Source organism: Curtobacterium sp. Leaf261, assembly GCF_001422205.1.
GTDB lineage: Bacteria > Actinomycetota > Actinomycetes > Actinomycetales > Microbacteriaceae > Curtobacterium.
On sequence record NZ_LMMJ01000009.1, the window covers coordinates 369921 to 389801 of the forward strand.

The 19881-nt window shown below is 71.0% G+C and carries 21 protein-coding genes; 4 read left to right on the plus strand and 17 right to left on the minus strand.

What is annotated here, in order from left to right:
• Nucleotides 1–185: 185 nt before the first annotated feature.
• Both menD and ASF23_RS18370 read right to left on the minus strand, forming a co-directional pair.
• Nucleotides 186–2069, minus strand: coding sequence for a 2-succinyl-5-enolpyruvyl-6-hydroxy-3-cyclohexene-1-carboxylic-acid synthase (gene menD / locus ASF23_RS12710; protein WP_200919364.1), 1884 nt, complete (start codon nt 2067–2069; stop codon nt 186–188).
• A complete protein-coding gene (locus tag ASF23_RS18370) occupies nt 2047–2409 on the minus strand; it encodes a PLDc N-terminal domain-containing protein (RefSeq protein WP_055954051.1) in 363 nt (120 codons plus the stop codon). Before ASF23_RS18370 ends, menD begins: the two co-directional genes overlap by 23 nt.
• A 133-nt stretch (nt 2410–2542) precedes the next feature.
• Here ASF23_RS18370 and ASF23_RS12720 point away from each other — a divergent pair, with 133 nt between their 5' ends.
• Nucleotides 2543–2920, plus strand: coding sequence for a DUF4229 domain-containing protein (locus ASF23_RS12720; protein WP_055954054.1), 378 nt, complete (start codon nt 2543–2545; stop codon nt 2918–2920).
• A 47-nt stretch (nt 2921–2967) separates the two neighbouring features.
• On the opposite strand, the gene ASF23_RS12725 is transcribed toward ASF23_RS12720, so the two are convergent.
• The 4 genes from ASF23_RS12725 to ASF23_RS12740 all read right to left on the minus strand — a co-directional run bounded on the left by ASF23_RS12725 (nt 2968) and on the right by ASF23_RS12740 (nt 6655).
• Entirely contained in the window at nt 2968–3933 is a 966-nt protein-coding gene (locus tag ASF23_RS12725; protein ID WP_082474152.1) for a 1,4-dihydroxy-2-naphthoate polyprenyltransferase, read from the minus strand.
• Nucleotides 3934–4012: 79 nt separating this feature from the next.
• A complete protein-coding gene (locus ASF23_RS12730) occupies nt 4013–5131 on the minus strand; it encodes an AMP-binding protein (protein WP_055954059.1) in 1119 nt (372 codons plus the stop codon).
• Nucleotides 5132–5174: 43 nt separating this feature from the next.
• Nucleotides 5175–6104 carry a 1,4-dihydroxy-2-naphthoyl-CoA synthase gene (locus ASF23_RS12735; protein WP_055954062.1) on the minus strand — a complete coding sequence of 310 codons (930 nt, stop codon included), beginning with the start codon at nt 6102–6104 and terminating at the stop codon, nt 5175–5177.
• A 185-nt stretch (nt 6105–6289) separates the two neighbouring features.
• A complete protein-coding gene (locus ASF23_RS12740; RefSeq protein ID WP_055954064.1) occupies nt 6290–6655 on the minus strand; it encodes a hypothetical protein in 366 nt (121 codons plus the stop codon).
• A 441-nt stretch (nt 6656–7096) separates the two neighbouring features.
• Between ASF23_RS12740 and ASF23_RS12745 the strand changes: the two genes are divergently transcribed.
• Nucleotides 7097–8095 (plus strand): o-succinylbenzoate synthase, encoded by a 999-nt coding sequence (locus ASF23_RS12745; protein WP_082474153.1) that lies wholly within the window; start codon nt 7097–7099, stop codon nt 8093–8095.
• Nucleotides 8096–8238: 143 nt separating this feature from the next.
• Here ASF23_RS12745 and ccsB read toward each other — a convergent pair whose 3' ends face one another.
• From ccsB to ASF23_RS12775, 6 genes are all read right to left on the minus strand, one after another.
• Entirely contained in the window at nt 8239–9228 is a 990-nt protein-coding gene (ccsB, locus tag ASF23_RS12750) for a c-type cytochrome biogenesis protein CcsB (RefSeq protein WP_055954459.1), read from the minus strand.
• Nucleotides 9229–9233: 5 nt separating this feature from the next.
• Entirely contained in the window at nt 9234–10883 is a 1650-nt protein-coding gene (gene resB / locus ASF23_RS12755) for a cytochrome c biogenesis protein ResB (protein ID WP_055954462.1), read from the minus strand.
• Between the two features lie 208 nt (nt 10884–11091).
• Nucleotides 11092–11790, minus strand: a complete 699-nt coding sequence (locus ASF23_RS12760; RefSeq protein ID WP_055954465.1) for a cytochrome c biogenesis CcdA family protein — start codon at nt 11788–11790, stop codon at nt 11092–11094.
• A 47-nt stretch (nt 11791–11837) separates the two neighbouring features.
• Nucleotides 11838–12455, minus strand: a complete 618-nt coding sequence (locus ASF23_RS12765; RefSeq protein WP_055954066.1) for a TlpA family protein disulfide reductase — start codon at nt 12453–12455, stop codon at nt 11838–11840.
• Nucleotides 12452–13114, minus strand: coding sequence for a histidine phosphatase family protein (locus tag ASF23_RS12770; RefSeq protein WP_055954069.1), 663 nt, complete (start codon nt 13112–13114; stop codon nt 12452–12454). The genes ASF23_RS12765 and ASF23_RS12770 overlap by 4 nt, the downstream gene beginning before the upstream one ends.
• Nucleotides 13115–13258: 144 nt before the next feature.
• A complete protein-coding gene (locus tag ASF23_RS12775; protein WP_055954071.1) occupies nt 13259–14824 on the minus strand; it encodes a SulP family inorganic anion transporter in 1566 nt (521 codons plus the stop codon).
• A gap of 131 nt (nt 14825–14955) precedes the next feature.
• Between ASF23_RS12775 and ASF23_RS12780 the strand changes: the two genes are divergently transcribed.
• Both ASF23_RS12780 and aspS read left to right on the plus strand, forming a co-directional pair.
• The gene (locus tag ASF23_RS12780) at nt 14956–15345 is read left to right on the plus strand and encodes a MerR family transcriptional regulator (RefSeq protein WP_055954468.1); all 390 of its coding nucleotides are present in this window, start codon (nt 14956–14958) and stop codon (nt 15343–15345) included.
• Nucleotides 15346–16128: 783 nt separating this feature from the next.
• A complete protein-coding gene (aspS, locus tag ASF23_RS12790) occupies nt 16129–17469 on the plus strand; it encodes an aspartate--tRNA(Asn) ligase (RefSeq protein ID WP_055954078.1) in 1341 nt (446 codons plus the stop codon).
• Between the two features lie 220 nt (nt 17470–17689).
• Here the strand turns inward: aspS and ASF23_RS12795 are convergent, their stop codons facing one another.
• From ASF23_RS12795 to ASF23_RS19080, 5 genes are all read right to left on the minus strand, one after another.
• On the minus strand, nt 17690–17983 hold the full coding sequence (locus tag ASF23_RS12795; RefSeq protein ID WP_055954082.1) for a Dabb family protein: 294 nt from the start codon (nt 17981–17983) through the stop codon (nt 17690–17692).
• The gene (locus ASF23_RS18855) at nt 17980–18237 is read right to left on the minus strand and encodes a glutaredoxin family protein (protein WP_055954471.1); all 258 of its coding nucleotides are present in this window, start codon (nt 18235–18237) and stop codon (nt 17980–17982) included. Before ASF23_RS18855 ends, ASF23_RS12795 begins: the two co-directional genes overlap by 4 nt.
• 439 nt (nt 18238–18676) lie before the next feature.
• Nucleotides 18677–18775: a 30S ribosomal protein bS22 gene (locus tag ASF23_RS17910; protein ID WP_003792170.1), complete on the minus strand. Its 99-nt coding sequence runs from the start codon at nt 18773–18775 to the stop codon at nt 18677–18679.
• Nucleotides 18776–18927: 152 nt separating this feature from the next.
• The gene (locus ASF23_RS12805) at nt 18928–19122 is read right to left on the minus strand and encodes a helix-turn-helix domain-containing protein (RefSeq protein ID WP_055954473.1); all 195 of its coding nucleotides are present in this window, start codon (nt 19120–19122) and stop codon (nt 18928–18930) included.
• Nucleotides 19123–19281: 159 nt separating this feature from the next.
• Nucleotides 19282–19803, minus strand: a complete 522-nt coding sequence (locus ASF23_RS19080) for an ArsR/SmtB family transcription factor (RefSeq protein ID WP_055954084.1) — start codon at nt 19801–19803, stop codon at nt 19282–19284.
• Nucleotides 19804–19881: the final 78 nt, after the last annotated feature.

Consider the following 19881-nt stretch of genomic DNA (forward strand, 5'->3'; position numbering starts at 1 on the left):
CACCGTCGTCCGGCGTGCACACGGGGATACGGGTGTTCGGCGTGGACGCGCGTGTTCGGAACACCCGGGTGCACCGGCGGCGCGGCGTGGACGCGCGTGTTCGGAACACGCGGGTGCACCGGGGACGCGCCCTCGGGGCGGGGGCGCACCGTCCCTCCAGTCCGTCGGTGGGCGGAGGTCCACGGTCAGACGGCCAGCGGGACCTCGATGACCACCCGCTCAGCGGGGTCCGTCAGGACCTTCTCGAGGTCGCCCCAGGTGGACGCGCGGCGGTAGGTCCAGCCGAGCGCCGTGACGAGCTGCTCGACGTCGACCGTCTGCGGCGTGGACATGAGTCGCCGCATGTCGGCCGGGTCGGTCGACCCCGCGACCTCGAGACCGTCGAAGATCGCGCCACCGCCGTCGTTGCCGACGATCACCTGGAGCCGGTACGCCGGTTCGAGTGCGCCGGAGACGAGTCCGCCGATGTCGTGGAGGAACGTGAGGTCCCCCACGAGGACGCGTGTCGTCCCACCCCGGCCGTCCTCGGCGGCCTGCGCTGCGGAGATGCCGAGCGCCGTCGAGATCGTGCCGTCGATGCCCGCGAGGCCACGGTTCGCGTGTGCCACGACCTTCTTGCCCTGGACACGCTGGTCGGCGACCCGGATGAGCGTCGAGGCACCGAGGACGAGGCGGTCGTGCGGCCAGGTCGCGCCCCAGACGGCGTCGACGAGGAGCTCGCGCCCGACGGGACGGCGCTGGATCGCCACCTCGTCGCGGAAGAACTGGGCACGCTCGCGGCGGTCCTCGCTCCGCTTGGCGTCGAGGTCCGGGCCGGCGTCGCCCTCGCCGAGCACAGTCCTGCTCGCCGCGACCCACCGGCCGACCCAGGCGCGGTGCTCGGGGCCCGGGCGGCCGGTGACCCGGACACCGGCGACGACCGTGGCACCGTGGGCCGCTCCGAGCGCGCGACCGGGGTCGTACGCCTCACCGGCGACGCCCCGGACGACGATGGTCTCGACGTCGTCGCGTTGCAGGATCGTCGGCACCTCGCGGCTGAGCGTCGGGTGCCCGAGGACCACCGCGCGCCGGACCGTGCCGCCGAACGCCGGGTCCGCGAGCAGCTCGCGGTAGGCCACGACGAGGTTCCGACCGAAGTGTGCGCCGCTCGTGACCTCGGCGACGAGGGGTGCGCCGAGCTCCCACGCGATGCGCTCGGCGTCGTCGGTGGCGTCGTGGCCGGCGATGACGACGGTCCCGGGCACCTCGTCGACGGCGAGGTCGACGTCCGGCTCGCCGACCGGGCGGATCCGTCGGACCGCGAATGCCGGGTCGACGTCGTCCTCGGCGACGGGCTCGACCACGCCCGCACCGGCCGAGAGCGGTTCGCGGAAGCCGATGTCGAGCTGCACCGGCCCGGGAGTCCCCTGGTGCCCGGCTGCCGCGGCGACCGCTCGGCGCGCGAGAGCACGGACCGCGTCGGCGGCCTCCGGGTCGACGGCCGGGTCGCCCACGCCGTCGAGGGTCGGTGCCTCGACGTCGACGAGCAGGCGGAGTGCGGTCCCGAAGATGCCGGACTGCACGGTGGTCTGGTTGCTGCCGATCCCGCGGAGCTCGGCCGGCCGGTCCGCACTCAGCACGATCATCGGGACACCGGAGTGGTGCGCCTCCAGCACGGCGGGGTGCAGGTTCGCGACCGCGGTGCCCGAGGTCGTCACGACGAGCGCGGGACGCCCGGACTCGACGGCGAGGCCGAGCGCGAAGAACGCGGCCGTCCGCTCGTCGAGGCGCACGTGCACGCGGATCGACCCGGCGCGCTCGGTCGCTGCGGCGGCGAGGGCGAGGGCCTGCGACCGCGACCCGGGGCTGACGACGACGTCGGTCACGCCGACGCGGACGAACTCGCGGAGCAGCGCGATCGAGAAGTCGGTCGCGGGAGAGCCCGACCCGGTCCGACCACCCGAGCCGGTCCGACCGTCAGTCCCGGTCCGACCGTCAGTCCCGGTCCGACCGTCAGTCCCGGTCCGACCGTCAGGGGCGGTCCGACCGTCAGGGGCGGTCCGACCGTCAGGGGCGGCGGGGTCCGGCACCGGCGTCGTCGTCGGGCTCTGCGAGCTGCTGTTCGAGGTTCCGGATGGTTGCGTCGCTCTGTTCCTTCTCGCTCGCGGCCATGCCGTGGTGCGTCGCACCGAGGAAGTCCGGGTCGTCATCGGGTCCGAGGTACCTGGACGCCGGGGCACGCGACGCCGGCGCACGGCCGAGCACGAACCAGAGCAGGCCGCCGAGCACGGGGAGCACGACGATGAGGAGGACCCAGACGGCCTTGTTCAGGGACCGCACCCGCGGCCGGGGCATCGTCGCGCAGTCGATCACGGCATAGACCATGAACGCGACCGCGGCCACGACAGCCACCACGATGAACCGGACCATGCGGCCGAGTCTAGGCAGGCCACCTGTGATGCACCGGGGACCGGACGCAGCTCCGGCGGCCGCCTGAGAGCATCCGCGACCGGGCCGCGGACGCTCGGGCTGCTCCCACCTCGGCAGTCCGTAGACTTGCCGCGTGAAAGCCTGGCTGACGTACACCCTGGCGCGACTCGGGATCTTCGCGGCGGTGCTCGCGATCCTCCTGGTGATCGGCGTGCAGTGGGCCTTCGCCACGATCGGGGCCGCGCTCATCTCGCTCCTGGTGTCGTACATCGCGCTGCCGAAGCTCCGGTGGCAGGTGGCGACGAGCCTCGCGGAGCGTCGCCAGGCCCCGGAGCACGACGAGGACGCGGACTACGAGGACGACTTCGTCGACGCGGAGGACACCCCCGGTCAGCAAGCCGCACCGCGGCAGGCCGCACCGCAGCAAGCCGCACCGCAGCCGTCCGCGCCGCAGCAGGCCGCACCGCGCCCGACGACGCCAGCGACGCCGGACGAGCCGTCCCGCCCCTGAGTCCTTGACCTCGGCGACGCGGCTCCTGTCTCGCGACCCCGACGGCGCTACGGCTGGATCGCGAGCGCGACGGCCAGCACGATCCCGAAGGCGAGCGCTGAGAACGAGGACAGCTGCAGCGCGGTGATCAGCTCCCGCGGCTTCGTCGAGGTCGCACCGATGATCGCGGCCGGCAGCGCCATGAGCAACGTGAAGTACGTGTACCCGGTCCGGAAGTACAGCAGGACGAACCAGATGAGCGCCACGTACGGGAGCAGCAGGAACACCACGTACAGCGTCCGGGCGGCCCCCTGTCCGAGGACGACCGCCAGGGTGCGCTTGCCGGCGCGGGTGTCCTCGTCGATGTCCCGGATGTTGTTCACCATGAGGACCGCGCACGAGAAGAACCCGGCCATCAGCGCGGCCACGAGACCGTTCAGGCTGACCCGGCCGATCTGCACGAACTCGGTCCCGAGCACGGCGACCAGGCCGAAGAACACGAAGACGAACACCTCACCGAGCGCGTTGTACCCGTACGGCTTCTTGCCCCCGGTGTAGAACCAGGCGGCGACGATGGCGGCAGCCCCGACAGCGAGCAGCCACCAGGTCCCGGTGAGCACGACGATCACGATGCCGGCCACCGCGGCGAGCCCGAAGAACGTCAGTGCGACGGTCAGGACGGTCCGGGGCTTCGCGATCCCGGCACCGGTGAGCCGCGCGGGTCCGACCCGGAACTCGTCGGTCCCGCGGACGCCGTCCGAGTAGTCGTTGCTGTAGTTCACGCCGACCTGCAGGAACACCGCGACCGCGAGTGCCAGCAGCGCGATCCCGAGGTCCCACCCACCGTCGAGGTACGCCACCGCCGTCCCGAGCAGCACCGGCACGACACCGAGCGTCAGGGTGCGGAGGCGCGCCCCGCCGATCCAGTCGCGCGCGGTCGCCTTCCGGGGACGCCCCTGGGGTCGTCCGCCTGGTCGGCCACCGGGTCGTCCGGAGCGCTGCTTGGTCTTCCTGCCACCGTTCGCCACGAGGATCGATCGTATCGGCACCGCGTGTGCGGTCGGGACGGATCCGGACTGGAGGCACGGCTGGCGTCCGCCCCGCCGGTTCCGCTCAGCGCGCTGCGGCCTCGACTGCCCGCCGATCGGGTTTGCCGGACGCGAGCATCGGGACCGCCGCGAGCACCACGACGTCGACCGGACGAGCGGCGCGGCCGAGCACGGCGCCGACCGTCGCACGCACGAGCTCGAGCGGTACGGCGACACTCGTCACGACCACCGGGACCTCGCCCCATTCCGCGTCGCTCCGCCGGGTGACGACCGCCCCGTCCTGCCCGGGGAGCTCCCGGACGACGCGTTCGACGGCTCCGAGCGGGACCTTCTCGCCGCCGGAGATGATGACGTCGTCGAGCCGCCCGAGCACCCGCACCCGACCGTCCCCGTCGATCGAGGCGGCGTCGTTCGTCCGGTACCAGCGATGTCCGGCGTCCTCGACGAACGTCGCTCCGGTGCGCTCGGGATCGGCGAGGTACCCCTCGGCGAGCATCGGCCCCGACAGCTGCAGCTCCCCGTCGACCAGTCGCGTCCTGACCGACCCGAACGGCACGCCGTCGTACACGCAGCCACCGCTCGTCTCGCTCGCACCGTAGGTCGTCACGACTCGCACCCCGGCCCGCCGAGCACGGTCGAGGAGTGCAATAGGGGTCGCCTGCCCACCGACGAGGACGGCGTCGAACGTCGTGAGGGCCGCTGCCGCCCGCGCGTCCTCGAGCACCCGCGAGAGCTGCGCCGGGACGAGCGAGGTGTACCGGCGGTCCGCGACGAGCCCCTCGGCAGCGACCGCGAACGCCCTGGCGTCGAAGTGCCCGACCGGGAGCATCACGGGCGTGGTCCCCGCGGCGATCGACCGGGTCAGGACGTTGAGGCCCGCGATGTAGTGCGTCGGCAGCGCGAGCACCCAGCCGCCGGGTCCCCCGAGCGCACCGTCGGCGGCGGCGGCGCCGGCGAGGAGCGCCTCGGAGGAGAGCGCGACACGCTTCCCCGTGCCGGTCGATCCGCTCGTCTCGACGACCAGCGCGACCCGGCGCTCGACGTCGGCCGGTGCGGGGGTCGGCAGCGACGGACCGTCAGCGGCGACCGGCAGGAGTGCGTCGCCGCCGGTGAGGGCCGCCTCCAGTCCGCGGAGCACCGCCGCCGGGTCACCGGCGCCGACCTGCCGGAGCCGCCTCGTCATCGGGGCGCGTCGGAGCGTCGCGCGGACCGCGGAGCGGGACGTGTCAGAAGTGCCACGGGAAGTCGCCCCACGTCGGTGCCCGCTTCTCGAGGAACGCATCGCGACCCTCGACGGCCTCGTCCGAGGCGTAGGCGAGGCGGGTGGCCTCCCCCGCGAAGACCTGCTGCCCCACGAGGCCGTCGTCCACCGCGTTGAACGAGTACTTGAGCATCCGGATCGCCGTCGGGGACTTGCCGAGGATGATCTGCCCCCACTCGATCGCGGTGGTCTCGAGCTCCGCGTGCGGGACGACGAGGTTCACGGCACCCATCTCGTAGGCGCGCTGCGCGGAGTACTCCTGGGCGAGGAAGAAGACCTCGCGGGCGGCCTTCTGGCCGATCTGCTTGGCGTAGTAGGCGCTGCCGTACCCACCGTCGAACGAACCCACGTCGGCATCGGTCTGCTTGAACCGGCCGTGCTCGGCGCTCGCGATCGTCAGGTCGCACACCGCGTGCAGCGAGTGTCCGCCGCCCGCTGCCCACCCGGGGACCACCGCGATGACGACCTTCGGCATCATCCGGATGAGGCGCTGGACCTCGAGGATGTGCAGTCGTCCCATCGATGCCTGCGCGGCCGCGGGGTCGACGCCCTCGGGTGGTGCACCCTCGTCGCCGACGTACTCGTACCCGCTCCGTCCGCGGATGCGCTGGTCACCGCCGGAGCAGAAGGCCCACCCGCCGTCCTTCGGGCTCGGGCCGTTGCCGGTGAGGAGCACGCAGCCGACCCGGGGGTCCTGCCGGGCGTCGTCGAGGGCGCGGTACAGCTCGTCGACGGTGCGCGGGCGGAACGCGTTGCGGACCTCGGGGCGATCGAACGCGATGCGGACGATGCCCCCGGAGACGTGCTTGTGGTACGTGATGTCCGTGAACGCCGCGGCGGCCGGGGCCACCGTCCAGACGTCCGGATCGAAGATGTCGGAGACCGGCGATGCCATGGTCCGAGCCTAGCCGCGGGCGGGGCTCGGAGGCCGGAGGTCGCTCTGTCGCCACCCGGGGCTGGCGGGCTGGCGGGCTGGGCCTCCCGGTTCGGGACATCCGGCCAGACCCACCGGTTCGGGACATCCGGCCCGGGAACGAACCACGTCGACTGTCCCGAACCCGTCTCGACAGGCGGGCAGGGTCAGGACCCGCTCCCCGGCCCCATCTGCGCCGCGGCCTCCGGCGCGAGGACCGCGAGGGCGATGACGAGGATCACGGGATTGCCGAGGAAGGCGAGCACGACCGCGAGCACGCCGTACCAGCGGCCGAGCCCACCGACCGCGGCGACGAACCCGAGCACCGCGGCGATCAGGGTCAGGAACACGACGACGAAGCACATGCCCGTCGCGAAGCGCATCTCGCCGCCCATGAGGACCGCGAACGCGCTGGCGTCCACCGCGAGGCAGACGACCGCCAGACCGAACGCGATCTTGCCGACGATCGGGTTCCGGCGCCGCCGGCGGGTGCCGCCGGGGCGAGCGGAGACGTCGACGGTGTTCGCCCACATGAGCGTGGAGAACTCGTCAGCCCCAGACCCAGACCCAGACCCAGACCCCGACCCCGACCCAGCCCCAGACCGGTTCGCGCGTGCGGACGATGCCCGTCCTGCAGTCTGGCGCGCGGCTGGACTGGCCGCACGTGACACCGTCGACCGAGTACCGGTCGACCGTCCTGCCGGGTGTCCCCCGGTGTCGAGCGGGCTGGAGGAACGTGGACTGGAGGAACGCGGCACGGGCCGAGTTGCCTTCCGTTCCGGCGACCCTTCCCGCATGTGCCTTCCGGCCTCTCCCCGTGCTGACGTCGGGCCCCCTGGAAGACCTCGGCCGAGCCCGTTGCGGCCCGACCCGAGGATGCTAGCGCCCGGAACTGAGGCTCGACTCCGAAGGAGCGCTGTGACTCCTGGACGGCTGCCGAACGGCACCGATGTGTGCTCTGCGATGATCGGTCCGTGCCGCTCCCGACCTCCGCAGCCCTCCCCGACCTCGCCGACCTGCTCGCCGACGCGCACGTCGTCGCCCTGCCGATGCGGGTGCGGTTCCGCGGCATCACCGTCCGCGAGGCGCTCGTCCTGCGCGGACCGGAGGGCTGGACCGAGTTCTCCCCGTTCGTCGAGTACGACGACGCCGAGGCCGCGGCGTGGCTCCGCGCGACCATCGACTTCGGCTGGACCTCGCACGAGCCCACGGCGGACTCGGTCCCCGTCAACGCGACGGTGCCGGCGGTCCGCGCGCACGACGTGGCCGACGTCCTCGCCCGCTACCCGGGGTGCACGACGGCCAAGGTGAAGGTCGCCGAACCGGGGACGGTCGTCGCCGACGACGTCGCCCGCGTCGCGGAGGTCCGACGGGTGATGGGTGAGGACGCCGCGATCCGGGTCGACGCGAACATGCTGTGGTCGGTGGACGAGGCCGAGCGCGCGCTCACCGAACTCGCACCGTTCCGCCTGCAGTACGCCGAGCAGCCGTGCCGCACCGTCGCCGAACTCGCGGAGCTCCGGTCGCGCATCGCCGGACTCGGCGTGCCCGTGGCCGCCGACGAGAGCGTCCGGAAGGCGGCCGATCCCCTCGCCGTCGCCCGGGCCGGTGCTGCCGACGTCCTCGTGGTCAAGGCGCAACCGCTCGGTGGGATCACCGCAGCCCGACGCGTGGTGGGTGAGGCGGGCCTCCCGTGCGTCGTCTCCAGCGCACTCGAGACGTCCGTCGGCATCGCGATGGGCGCGTTCCTCGCGGCGTCGGCCGCGGCCGACGGCTACGCCTCGGGCCTCGGGACGGCCGCCATGTTCCAGGGGGACGTCACCTCGGACCCGATCCTGCCGTCGGACGGGAGGGTCGGCGTCCGCCGCGTCGACGTCTCACCCGACCTGGTGGGCCGGTTCCGTGCGGCTCCGGAGCGCGAGGAGTGGTGGCTCGCACGCCTCCGGCGCGTGCACGCAGTGCTGACTGCCTGATCGGTCGGTATGTCTGTCGGTCTGTCCGATCCGGCCCGGCCCGGCCCGGCCCGGCCCGGCCTGCCCGCAAAACACGAAGTTGGCCGCTTCTCGCAGAGGAATACCCCCGCGCGAAGCGGCCAACCTGGTGTTCCGCGGAGGGCTCAGAGCCCCGAGTAGCTGTGCAGCCCCTTGAAGAACAGGTTCACCACGGAGAAGTTGAACATCACGGCAGCGAAGCCGACGAGCGCCAGCCAGGAGCTCCGGGCACCACGCCACCCGCGGGTCGCACGGGCGTGGATGTACCCGGCGTAGATGACCCAGATGATGAAGGTCCAGACCTCTTTCGTGTCCCAGCCCCAGTACCGGCCCCACGCACGCTCGGCCCAGATCGCACCGGCGATGAGCGTGAACGTCCAGAGCACGAACCCCACGAGGATCACGCGGTAGGTGAGCGTCTCGAGGCGGTCGGAGTCCGGGAGCGTCTCCATGAACCGGAGCGCCTTGACGTCGGTACGACCGGCGCGGTACGTCTGGACGAGCTGCGACACCGCGAGCCCGGCGCCGAGGGCGAAGAACCCCGTGCCACAGATCGCCACGAACACGTGCAGCACGAGCCAGTAGGACTGCAGTGCCGGCGGGAGCGGGACCACGTCGACGTAGAAGTTGACGGTGGCGATGCCGAGCAGGATCAGGATGAGGCCGCTGACGAACACCCCGAGGAACTTGAGGTTCTGCCAGGCCTGCACACCGAGGAAGATCGCCACGATGATCGCGGTGCCGGTGAGCGAGAACTCGAACATGTTCGCCCACGGGACCCGGTGCGCAGCGACGCCGCGGAGGACGATCGAGCCGACGTGCAGCACGAGCGCGAAGACCATCATCGCCATCGCGACGCGCTCGAACCGGCTGCTCCGGTGCCCGGGCTTGACCGGCGGCGCGACGATCTTCTCGAGGACCACGGTGCCGCCCTGGACGGTCGCGACGGTCTTGGTGGCGGCCTGCTGGCGGACGGCGGCAGCACCGGACTGCTGGGCCTGCACGTCACCCGATCGCTTCGCGACGTCGAGGACGAAGCAGATGAACGCGATGAGGTAGATCGCCATCGCCGAGTAGACGAGCACGACCGAGTACTCGGCGAGGTTGGAGGTCATGTCGTTCACTGTGTGATCCTAACTCCGAGCACTGACACGTGGCGCTTCGCGATGTCCTCGACGGCACGCTCGAGGTTGGGGTCCTCACCACGGGCGAGCCCCGCGTACTCGAGGCTGAACCCGCCGTCGCCGTCGTTGCCGTCGCCGTCGTCGGGCCGGCTGTTCCGGACGACCTTGACCCACACGCGACGGCGCGGGACGAACAGCGACGTCAGCAGCCCGAGGACCGAGAGCAGCGCGAAGGCCGCGACCCAGAGCTGCGACCCGTCGTGGTGCACGTCGAGCGAGACGTACCGCTTGACACCGTCGAACGTGATCGAGCCGGCACCCTTCGGCAGCGTCTTCGTCTGCCCGGGCTTCAGTTCGATCGACTTGTCCGCGGCCGTCCGCCCGGCGATCTGCGTCAGACCGACCGTGGAGAGCTGGTACACGCTCCGCGGGACCCCGTCGTCGAGCCCGAGGTCGCCGGTGTAGACCTGCAGCGTCAGCAGGGGGTTCTCGTCGTCCGGGTAGTTCGACGCATAGGCACCCGAGGCCTGCTTGACCGCCGTCGGGTAGAAGAACCCGACCATGCCGAGCTGGTCCGGTTCGGCGTCCGGGACCTTGATGACGCCCGTCGAGGTGTAGTTCGCGTCCGCCGGCAGGAACGGGACGTCGTCCTCGAATGCCACGTTGCCGTCGCCGTCGCGGACGGTGACGTGCATGGCGTACCCGTTGCCGAGCAGGTACACGTTGGTGCCGCCGATCGACAGCGGGTCGTTCACCTTGATGACGTCACGCTGCGCCGCCCCGCCCTTGGTGCGCGCGGTGACGGTGGCCTTGTAGTCCGTCGCCTGGCCGAGCGCGTTGAGGTTCTTCTGCTCGTACGTCGTGACGAAGTCGTCGAGGGTCAGGTTGTATCCCTGCAGCTGTGACTGGCTGAACCAGCGCCCCGGGATGAAGGAGTCGTACGAGCCGAGCACGTTCGAGAACGTCTGCCCCTCCACCAAGAGCCGCTGCCCGGTGTAGCTGAACCCACCACCGACACCGACGGCCAGGAGCACGCCGACGAGGGCCGTGTGGAACACCAGGTTCCCGGTCTCGCGGAGGTAGCCGCGCTCCGCGCTGACGGAGTCGCCGAACCGCTGGACGCGGTACCCGGACCGCTTGAGGAGCGTCACCGCACCGCCGACGGCGTCCTCGACGGACGGGAGGCCCGTGGCACCGTCCGCGAGCGTGTCCGGTCCGACGACGACACGCCGGAACCCCGCGAGCCGACCGAGCCGGGCGGGGGTGCGCGGCGGCTTGGTCCGGAGGGACTGCCAGTGGTGCTTCGACCGCGGGATGATGCAGCCGATGAGCGACACGAAGAGCAGCAGGTAGATCGCGGAGAACCACACCGACGTGTAGGTGTCGAACACCTGCAGCTTGTCGAGCACCGGGAAGAGCTGCGGGTGGTCGACCTGGTACTGGGTGACGCCGTTCGGGTCGGCGGTGCGCTGCGGCACGAGCGAACCCGGGATCGCGGCGAGGGCGAGCAGCATGAGCAGGAAGAGCGCCGTGCGCATGCTCGTGAGCTGCCGCCAGAAGAACCGGATGTACCCGACCACTCCGAGGGCGGGCTGGTTGACGTCGTCGCCACGGTCACCCGACGCGGCCGCCGGGGTCCCGTCCATGTGGTCGGACGGGCGCAGCGGGGCGCCGACGGCGGTCTCGCGGTCGTCGGCAGCGTCCCGCACCGCAGCGTCCCGCTCCGCGGCGTCCTGCGGGTCATCGGACGGTGCCGCGGCGTCCTGCGCGGCTTCGGACGGTGCCGACGTGTCGGACGTGCCCCGTGCCTCCAGGCCGTCCTGTGCGTCGGCGCGCGTGCGCGCCTCGGTGTCGTCAGACGAGCGGGACATAGCTCTGGATCACCGCCCCGACACTCGACATGATGGTCGACCAGAGCCCGGTGACCATGAGCAGACCGATGACGATCAGGATCGCTCCTCCGATGATGTTGACGACGCGCATGTGTCGCTTGACGACGCGGATGGCGCCGGTGGCCCACCCCGCTCCGAGTGCGACGAGCAGGAACGGGATGCCGAGGCCGATGCAGTACGCGACCCCGAGCCACATGCCCTGCCACGCGCTGCCGGACTGCACGCTGAGCAGGTTGATCGCCGCGAGGGTCGGACCGAGGCACGGGGTCCAGCCGAGGCCGAAGACGATGCCGAGGAGCGGTGCCCCGACGAGACCGGTCGCCGGGGTCCACCCGGGCTTGACGGTCCGCTGCATGAACGTGAACCGCCCGACGAAGACGAGTCCCATCAGGATGACGACGACACCGAGCACCTGGGTGATGAGGTCCCGCCACCGCACCAGCCAGAACCCGAGCGCCCCGAACACCGTGGTGTACGCGACGAACACGATGGTGAACCCGAGGACGAAGAGCAGCACCCCGAGCACCACGCGGCTGCGCTTCCGCCCGCTCTCGGCGACCCCGCCGACGTACCCGAGGTAGCCCGGCACGAGCGGCAGGACGCACGGCGACAGGAACGACACCAGCCCGGCCAGGAGCGCGACCGGCACCGCCACGGCCATCTGACCGCTCAGGATCGCGTCGGAGAAGGGGTTGCCGCCCACGGGGATCAGGCGCTCCCGGAGAGTTCGTCGCTGACGAGGGTGTCGAGGATGCTCGGCGAGTCGACCGCGCCGAGGATCCTCGCCGCGACTCGGCCCTGCTTGTCGAGGACGATCGTGGTCGGGACCGAGTTCGGGGCGATCGTGCCGGAGAGCGCCAGCTGCATGGTGCCCTCGTCGGCGTCGAGCACCGTCGGGTAGTCGACCCCGAAGGTGCGCTCGAAGGCCTCGGCGGTGGCCTTCTTGTCGCGGACGTTCACGCCGACGAACGCGACGTCGTCGGCCGCGTGCGACGAGGCGACCTTGTTGAGGTTCTTCGCCTCGGCACGGCACGGCGGGCAGCCCGCGTACCAGAAGTTGAGCACGACGACCTTGCCGCGGAGGGCCTTGCTCGACACGGTGTCGCCGTCGGTGTCCTTCGCCGAGAAGTCCACCGGGGCCTCACGCTTGTCCGCAGCGACCTCGGTCACCGCGCCGTCGCCGGAGATGTAGTTCTGCGTCGTGCCGCCCTTGTACTGCGAGGCGAGGTCGTCGTTGCCCGACGAGCAGCCGGCGAGCGCGATCGCGGTGACGATGCCGGCCGTGATGACGACGGCGGCGCGAGAACGGATCCGGGACGTGTTCACACTGCTCCAAGGTCGATGGCGCCCTCGAGGAGGGGGCCGGCGGGGTCGGCGTACCCGACCTCGACGAACGCGCCCGACGGCTGTCCAGGCGCGTTGCGGTGCTCCAGGGTGGTGATGCTCGACAGCGCACATCGGCGCTGGCGCGGGTCGTGCCAGAGGTGCTCGCCCGCGAGGCGTCGGTGCACCATCCAGATCGGCAGCTGGTGGCTCACGAGGACGACATCGCCGTCGTCGACGCTCCGCCATGCGGTGTCCACGGCCGCGAGCATCCGGTTCGCGATGGCGTCGTACGCCTCGCCCCAGCTCGGGCGCATCGGGTTCGCGATCCACGGCCACTCCGACGGGCGACGGAGCGAGCGCTTCGTGAACCCGGGGGGCTGCCCCTCGTACCGGTTCGTCGGTTCGATGAGCCGCTCGTCCGTGTCGACGTCGAGCCCGTAGACGGCGGACCACGGCGCAGCGGACTCCTGGGTGCGCTGGAGTGGGGAGGCGACGATCCGGCGGACGTCGACGCCGGTGTCCTTCCAGGTGTTCGCGGAGGCAGCGGCCATCCGGGTGCCGAGTTCGCTCAGCCGGAACCCGGGGAGTCGCCCGTAGAGGACCCCGTCCGGGTTGTGCACCTCGCCGTGGCGGACGAGGTGGATTCGGGTGGCTGGCATGGCTTCCAGTGTAGGTCGGCGGACTGTGTCCACCTCCCCCTCAGGTTTCTCGACGGGATGTGGATCGGCTCAGGTCGGGTGGGTCGGGCGCCCGATCTGGACTGGAGGGACGGGTCGGCCCCGACCCGTCCCTCCAGTCCGGCGTCAACCCAGGTGACCGGACAGTCGGCTGTGCAGGCGGATGGACCCGGTGTTGAGGTTCAGGACCTCGACCTCGATGCCGTGCTGGCGGTAGCGGAGCTCGACCGCGTCGAGGGCGGCGACGGTGCTCGCGTCCCAGATGTGCGCCTCGGACATGTCGATCTCGACGCGGACCGTGCCGGCGAGGCGGTCCTCCGGGTACGAGAACCGCGTCACGAGGTCGCTGGACGACGCGAAGAACAGGGCACCCCGGACCCGGTACCGGACGACGGACGCCGCTCCGGGGTCTGCTCCGGGCGTCGCTCCGGGGCCCGCTCCGGACGCCGCTCCGGACTGCACGGTGCGCTCGACGTCCACCACGTGGGACACCCGCCTGGCGAAGACGAGGGCGGCCAGGACGACCCCGACGAGCACGCCGGTGGCGAGGTTGTCCGTGAAGACGACGACCACGACGGTGATGATCATGATGACCGTCTCGCCGAGGGGCATCCGACGCAGGGTGTTCGGCCGGATGCTGTGCCAGTCGAAGGTCGCGACGCACACCATGATCATCACCGCGGTGAGTGCGGCCATCGGGATCTCGGCCACCACGTCACGGAGGCTCACCGTGAGCACGAGGACCGCGACACCGGCCACGAACGTCGAGATGCGTGTGCGCGCGCCGGCCGTCTTCACGTTGATGACGGTCTGCCCGATCATGGCGCAGCCACCGGTCCCGCCGAAGAACGCGCTGACGACGTTCGCGACGCCCTGCCCCCACGACTCCCGCCACTTGCTCGAGCCGGTGTCGGTGATGGCGTCGACGAGCTGCGCGGTGAGGAGCGTCTCGATGAGCCCGACGATCGCCATGCCGAAGGCGTACGGGGCGATGATCCCGAGTGTGTCGAGATCGAGGGGCACCTGGATGCCGGAGAAGCCCGGAAGCGAGTCCGGCAGCGACCCCTTGTCCCCGACGGTCGGGACGTCGAGGCCCGCGACGAGGGTGATGACCGTCACGACGACCACGGCGATGAGCGGAGCCGGGACGGCCTTCGTGACGAACGGGAAGAACACGATGATCGCGATGCCGAGGGCTGTCAGCGGCCACACGATCGCCGGGACGTCGCGCCCGAAGAGGTTCGGGAGCTGTGCGGTGAAGATGAGGATCGCGAGGGCGTTCACGAACGCGACGTTGACGCTCCGCGGGATGAACCGCATGAGTCGTGAGACGCCCATGAACCCGAGGACGAGCTGGAACACCCCGCCGAGGACGATCGTCGGGACGAGGTACTCGATGCCGTGGTCGCGGACCATCGGTGCAATGACGAGCGCGACGGAACCCGCGGCGGCCGACACCATCGCCGGTCGACCGCCGACGAACGCGATCACGACGGCGATCACGAACGAGGAGAACAACCCGACGGCAGGGTCGACCCCGGCGACGATCGAGAACGAGATCGCCTCCGGGATGAGCGCGAGTGCGGTAACGACGCCCGCCAGGACCTCTCGTGTGAGGAGCCTCGGTGATCGCAGGGCGCTGAGGACGGTCGGGACGGCGGGTGTCGACGGGAGAACTGCTGCAGAGGTCATCGTCGGGAACTCTACCCTCACGTGAGGGTAGAGTTCCACGCGTGACGACACCGGACACCGACCTGACACCAGATCCAGACGACCTCGGCACCCCCGGACTCTCCGGCGGTGCGGGCGCCGGCGGCGGGACGATGCACATCGGGGAGCTCGCCGAACGCGCCGGCATGTCCCTGCGCACGATCCGCCACTACGACGAAGTCGGGCTCCTCGTCCCGAGTGGGCGGACGGCCGGCGGCTTCCGGACCTACACCGACCAGGACCTCGATCGGCTGCTCGTGATCCGGCGGATGAAGCCGCTCGGGTTCTCACTCGACGAGATGGCCGACCTGCTCACGGTCGTCGACGGGCTGCGCGGCTCGGCCGGCGAGCCCACCACGGACGGCGACCGCGGACTGCTCGCCGCTCGGCTCGACAGCTTCATCGAGGACGCCCAGGCCCGGCACGAGGGCCTCCTCGAACGCGTCGCGATGGCCGAGGAGTTCCTCGGCACGCTGCAGACCCTGCGCGCCTCAGCCCCCTGACTGCCTGCGTTCAGCATCCTGGCGCGCGATTGCGCGTGACTCCGCGACGAGCGCATCGACCTCAGCGCGCTCTGCAGCCCATGCTTCCGGACCCAACTCCGCCTCGAACCGACGCATCATGTCGGCGAGGATCGCCCGCGACAGCGGGGTGAGTCGGCCCTCAGTGCTGGGTGTGGTCATGGTGGTCCCCGTCCTCCCGCTCGGCCCACGTCGATTCGGCGAGCTCGAGCACCTTTCTAGCCATTGCCCTGTCCTGAGCCGTCAATCCCGGTATGTCGTACATCGACCGTGTGCAGACAAGTCCGATCTCAGCTCGTCTCGGCTCGGCGCTCGCGACCATCTCCAACGACCACGTGAGTCGATCCCACTGGTGCTGGCGCCGTCGGTGGCGACCATCGGACCAACGTCGAGTCAGCGTCGCGAGCCCTGTCACGAGTGCGATCCCGAGACCGCACACTCCCGTGACGACGGCCGCGATCACGGTCGCGGGAGCACCACCCGGCCAACGCTCCACATCGATCTGCATCCGATCCCCTCCATCTCGATCCGCTCATCCGTCGACGACGCTAGAGGCCCGCCGGACCGCACCCGCGCCTCCCGTCCGCATCTGTGCACGGATCGACGCACGACCGCCCTGTGGAGGACCAGCGGCCGGAGGCTCGCGTGCCGCACCGCGCCACGCGGCCGTGCTGCCGGCCTGGCATGCCCCCGACCGACCGTGTCGACGCCGGTTGTCCACAGGGCCACCGGCCCGACGCGGTCCGACCGGTAGACTCGCTCTCCGTGATCGAACGCACCCGCATCGCCGACCTTGCCGCCCTCCCCGACGGCCCCGTTTCCGTGGCCGGATGGGTCGAGACCGTCCGTGATCAGAAGAAGGTGCAGTTCGTCGTCCTCCGCGACGAGTCCGGCGCCGTCCAGATCGTCAACCCCGCGACGCGCGAGACCGTCGAGGGCGATGACGACTCGGCCGCCAGGGTCACCACGACGGAGCAGATCTCCGGCCTCGCACACGGCACGTTCATCCACGTGTCCGGCGAACTGAAGCACGACGAGCGCGTCAAGCTCGGCGGACTCGAGGTCAAGCTGGGCGCGCTGACGGTCGTGTCCACGGCGATCCCGGAGACCCCGATCGCCGACGACTCCTCGCTCGACAAGCGGCTCGACTGGCGCTTCCTCGACCTCCGGAACCGCAAGCAGAACCTGATCTTCCGCATCCAGACGACGCTCGAGCACGCCTTCCGTCAGTACTGGATCGACCGCGACTTCATCGAGATCCACACGCCCAAGCTCATGGCGTCGGCGTCCGAGTCCCGCGCGGAGCTCTTCGAGCTGCCGTACTTCGAGACGACGGCGTACCTCGCCCAGAGCCCGCAGAACTTCAAGCAGATGGCGCAGCCGGCAGGGTTCGGGGCGGTCTTCGAGATCGCGGACGCCTTCCGCGCGGACCCGTCCTTCACGAGCCGCCACGCCACCGAGTTCACGAGCGTGGACGCCGAGTTCTCCTGGGTCGAGTCCCACGAGGACGTCATGGCGATGCACGAGGAGCTCCTCGTCGCCGGCATCACGGCGGTCCAGGCCAAGTACGGCGAGGCGATCGCCGAGGTCTTCGGCTTCGAGCTGCAGATCCCGACCGCGCCGTTCCCCCGCATCCCGCTCGCCGAGGTCCGTCGCATCGTCGCCGAGGGCGGGTACGAGAGCCCCCGCACGGACGGCGACCTCGACCCCGAGAGCGAGCGCCGCATCTCCGCGCACGTCAAGGAGCACCTCGGTTCGGACTTCGTGTTCGTCACCGACTACGACGCCTCGATCCGGCCGTACTACCACATGCGCCACGAGGACGACCCGACGCTCACCAAGAGCTACGACCTCATCTACAACGGTGCGGAGATCTCGACCGGCGCCCAGCGTGAGCACCGCGTCGACGTCCTGACCGAGCAGGCCGTCGCGAAGGGCATGGACCCGGCGGAGATCGACTGGTACCTCGACTTCTTCCGGTACGGCGTTCCGCCGCACGGTGGGTTCGGGATGGGTCTTGCCCGCGTCCTCATGCTCATGCTGGGTGAGGCGTCGATCCGCGAGGTCACCTACCTCTTCCGCGGTCCGACGCGGCTGCAGCCCTAGCGCGGCCGCACAGGCGCTGCACCGCTGCCCGCGGCGCAGCCTCGCGGAATCGCACCACGAACGACGCATGGCCCCATCCGAGATCGGTGGGGCCATGCGTCGTTCATGTCGCGATGCGGTCCCCGACGTGCTCGGGCGAGCAGGCGGGCACGGGCCCTACAGTCACCGCAGAGCTGCAGGAAGCACAGGTGGTCAGCTCAGCCCAGCCTGGAGGCGCGGCTCACGCCTCCCAGTCGATGGCCGTCCGCCCCGTGACGAGTCCGCGGATCTCCGCCGCTGCGGCCTGGTGGTCCGGGTGCACCTGGTACTCGTCGAGCCCGGTGAGGTCGTCGAACTGCGCGACGACGGCCACGTCGGCGTTCCGGTCCGGGTAGGCCGCGTTCTCGACGACGGCGATGGACCGGATCGAGGACACGACACCCCGAAGTCCTTCGAGCAGCTCACGGATCCGGGAGATCGACTGCTGGCGGTCGAGGTCCTCGCGGAGTGACCAGGCGACGACGTGGTGGATCATGCGGAGACCTCTTCTGCTCTCGTGATGGCCTGGTCGAGGCGGGCTGCGTCGACGTGCCAGTTGCTGTGCACGCGGCCGTCGACGAGGACCACGGGGATGTCCTCGGCGTACTCCTCGCGGAGGGCGTCGTCGTCGAGGATGGAGCGCTCGACGAACGTCACACCGGGGTGGTCCGCCACGACGCCTTCCACGATGGGACGGGCGTCGTCGCAGAGATGACATCCGGGCTTGGTCAGGAGCGTCACGGTCGGCACCCCGCCAGCGTACTGCCGGGCATCTGCGCGGGGAGCACGTTGCGAGGCCGCGCGCCGGCGCCGCCCGGTGTTCAGAACACCCCCGTCCGGCGCGAACACCCGGATCCGCGTGTTCGCGCTGGACGCGCGTGTGCAGGACGCACGCTGCGGCGGCGCGCGGCGGGGCACCGGCACCGCGCGGACGGCGGTGTTCAGAACACCCCCGTCCGCACTGAACACCTGCATCCGCGTGTTCAGCGTGGATCCGCGTGTGCGGGACGCGGGACGCGGGACGCAGGACGCGGGGCCGGTAGCCCGGGCCGGAACGCCCGCACCCGCAACGCCCGCACCCGGCACGCCCGCACCCGGCACACCCGCACCCGGCACGCCCGCGCCTGGCACGCAAAAAGCCCCGACCGGCAGGTCGAGGCTTTCACGCGTGAAGCAGTTCCCGGAGGACCTACTTCTTGTTGCGACGCTGGTGACGCGTCTTGCGAAGCAGCTTGCGGTGCTTCTTCTTCGCCATGCGCTTGCGACGCTTCTTGATGACAGAACCCATACGGACCTCACTGACGACTGATGTGGACACCGGGTCGGAGTAGACCGCGGAAAATTTGCCTCGGGCGAGTCTACCGGAGTGCGACGGGCAAGTCGAACCGAGCCGGCATGGATGTCGGGCCGAAGGCGCAACGCCGAGAGCGGAGTGGGGACTCAGCCGACGTCGGCGACGCCGCCGCGGAGCATCTCCGCGACCGCGGACTCCGGCACCCGGAAGGACCGACCGAAGCGGATCGCGGGGAGCTCCCCCGCATGCACCATCCGGTACACCGTCATCTTCGAGACGCGCATCATCTCAGCGACCTCAGCGACGGTGAGGAACCGCACGTCGTCGAAACTGCCGGTCATGCGCTGCTGCTTTCGGGAGGGATCCGGATCAGACGAGACGAGTGCCCGGAGCATTGGTGGGACCTGAGTGGTCTCTGGCAACTGTAGGGGCGGGTGATACGGCATGTCCACCCCCGTCTCACCCCGCGAACCGGGGTGGGAACCTGAGCGCGGACCGGCCTACTCCCCGCCGTCCTCCGGGCGCCGCGTGAGCCGCCGCCGAACGGGCTCGACGACCCGCCCCCACCCGGACTGCGCACCGCTCAGGGCCGAGGTCGCCCGGAAGGACGCCTCCGCCATCACCCGACCGAGCTCGGTGCCCACGTCGACGGTCGCTCGAGCACCCCCGCCCCGCCGACGGACGGACACCGCCTGCCCGTCCGGGGTCCACGACGTCGTCGCGGGAGCCCCGTCGGCATCCACCGCGCCGACGAACGGCACGACCCAGTCCTCGATGGCCAGGAGCGGCTCCGGGTCGAGACGGTAGTAGCGGTGCTGGCCCTCCTCGCGCGTCGAGACCAGGCCGGTGTCGCGGAGGACACGGAGGTGCTTCGACACGGTGGGCTGACTGATCCCGAGGCGGGTGACCATCTGGCCGACACTGAGCTCGCCGGCGGTGGCGTCGGACCCGTAGGCGGAGAGCAGTGCGGCCAGGAGCTGCCTCCGGGTGGGATCAGCGATGACGCTGAAGATGTCGGCCATGCGGCAAGGCTAACCGGCGTACACCGGATGTACCATGGCGTCCCGACCACGCGGGCGCTGCCCATGTCCCGGGAGGCA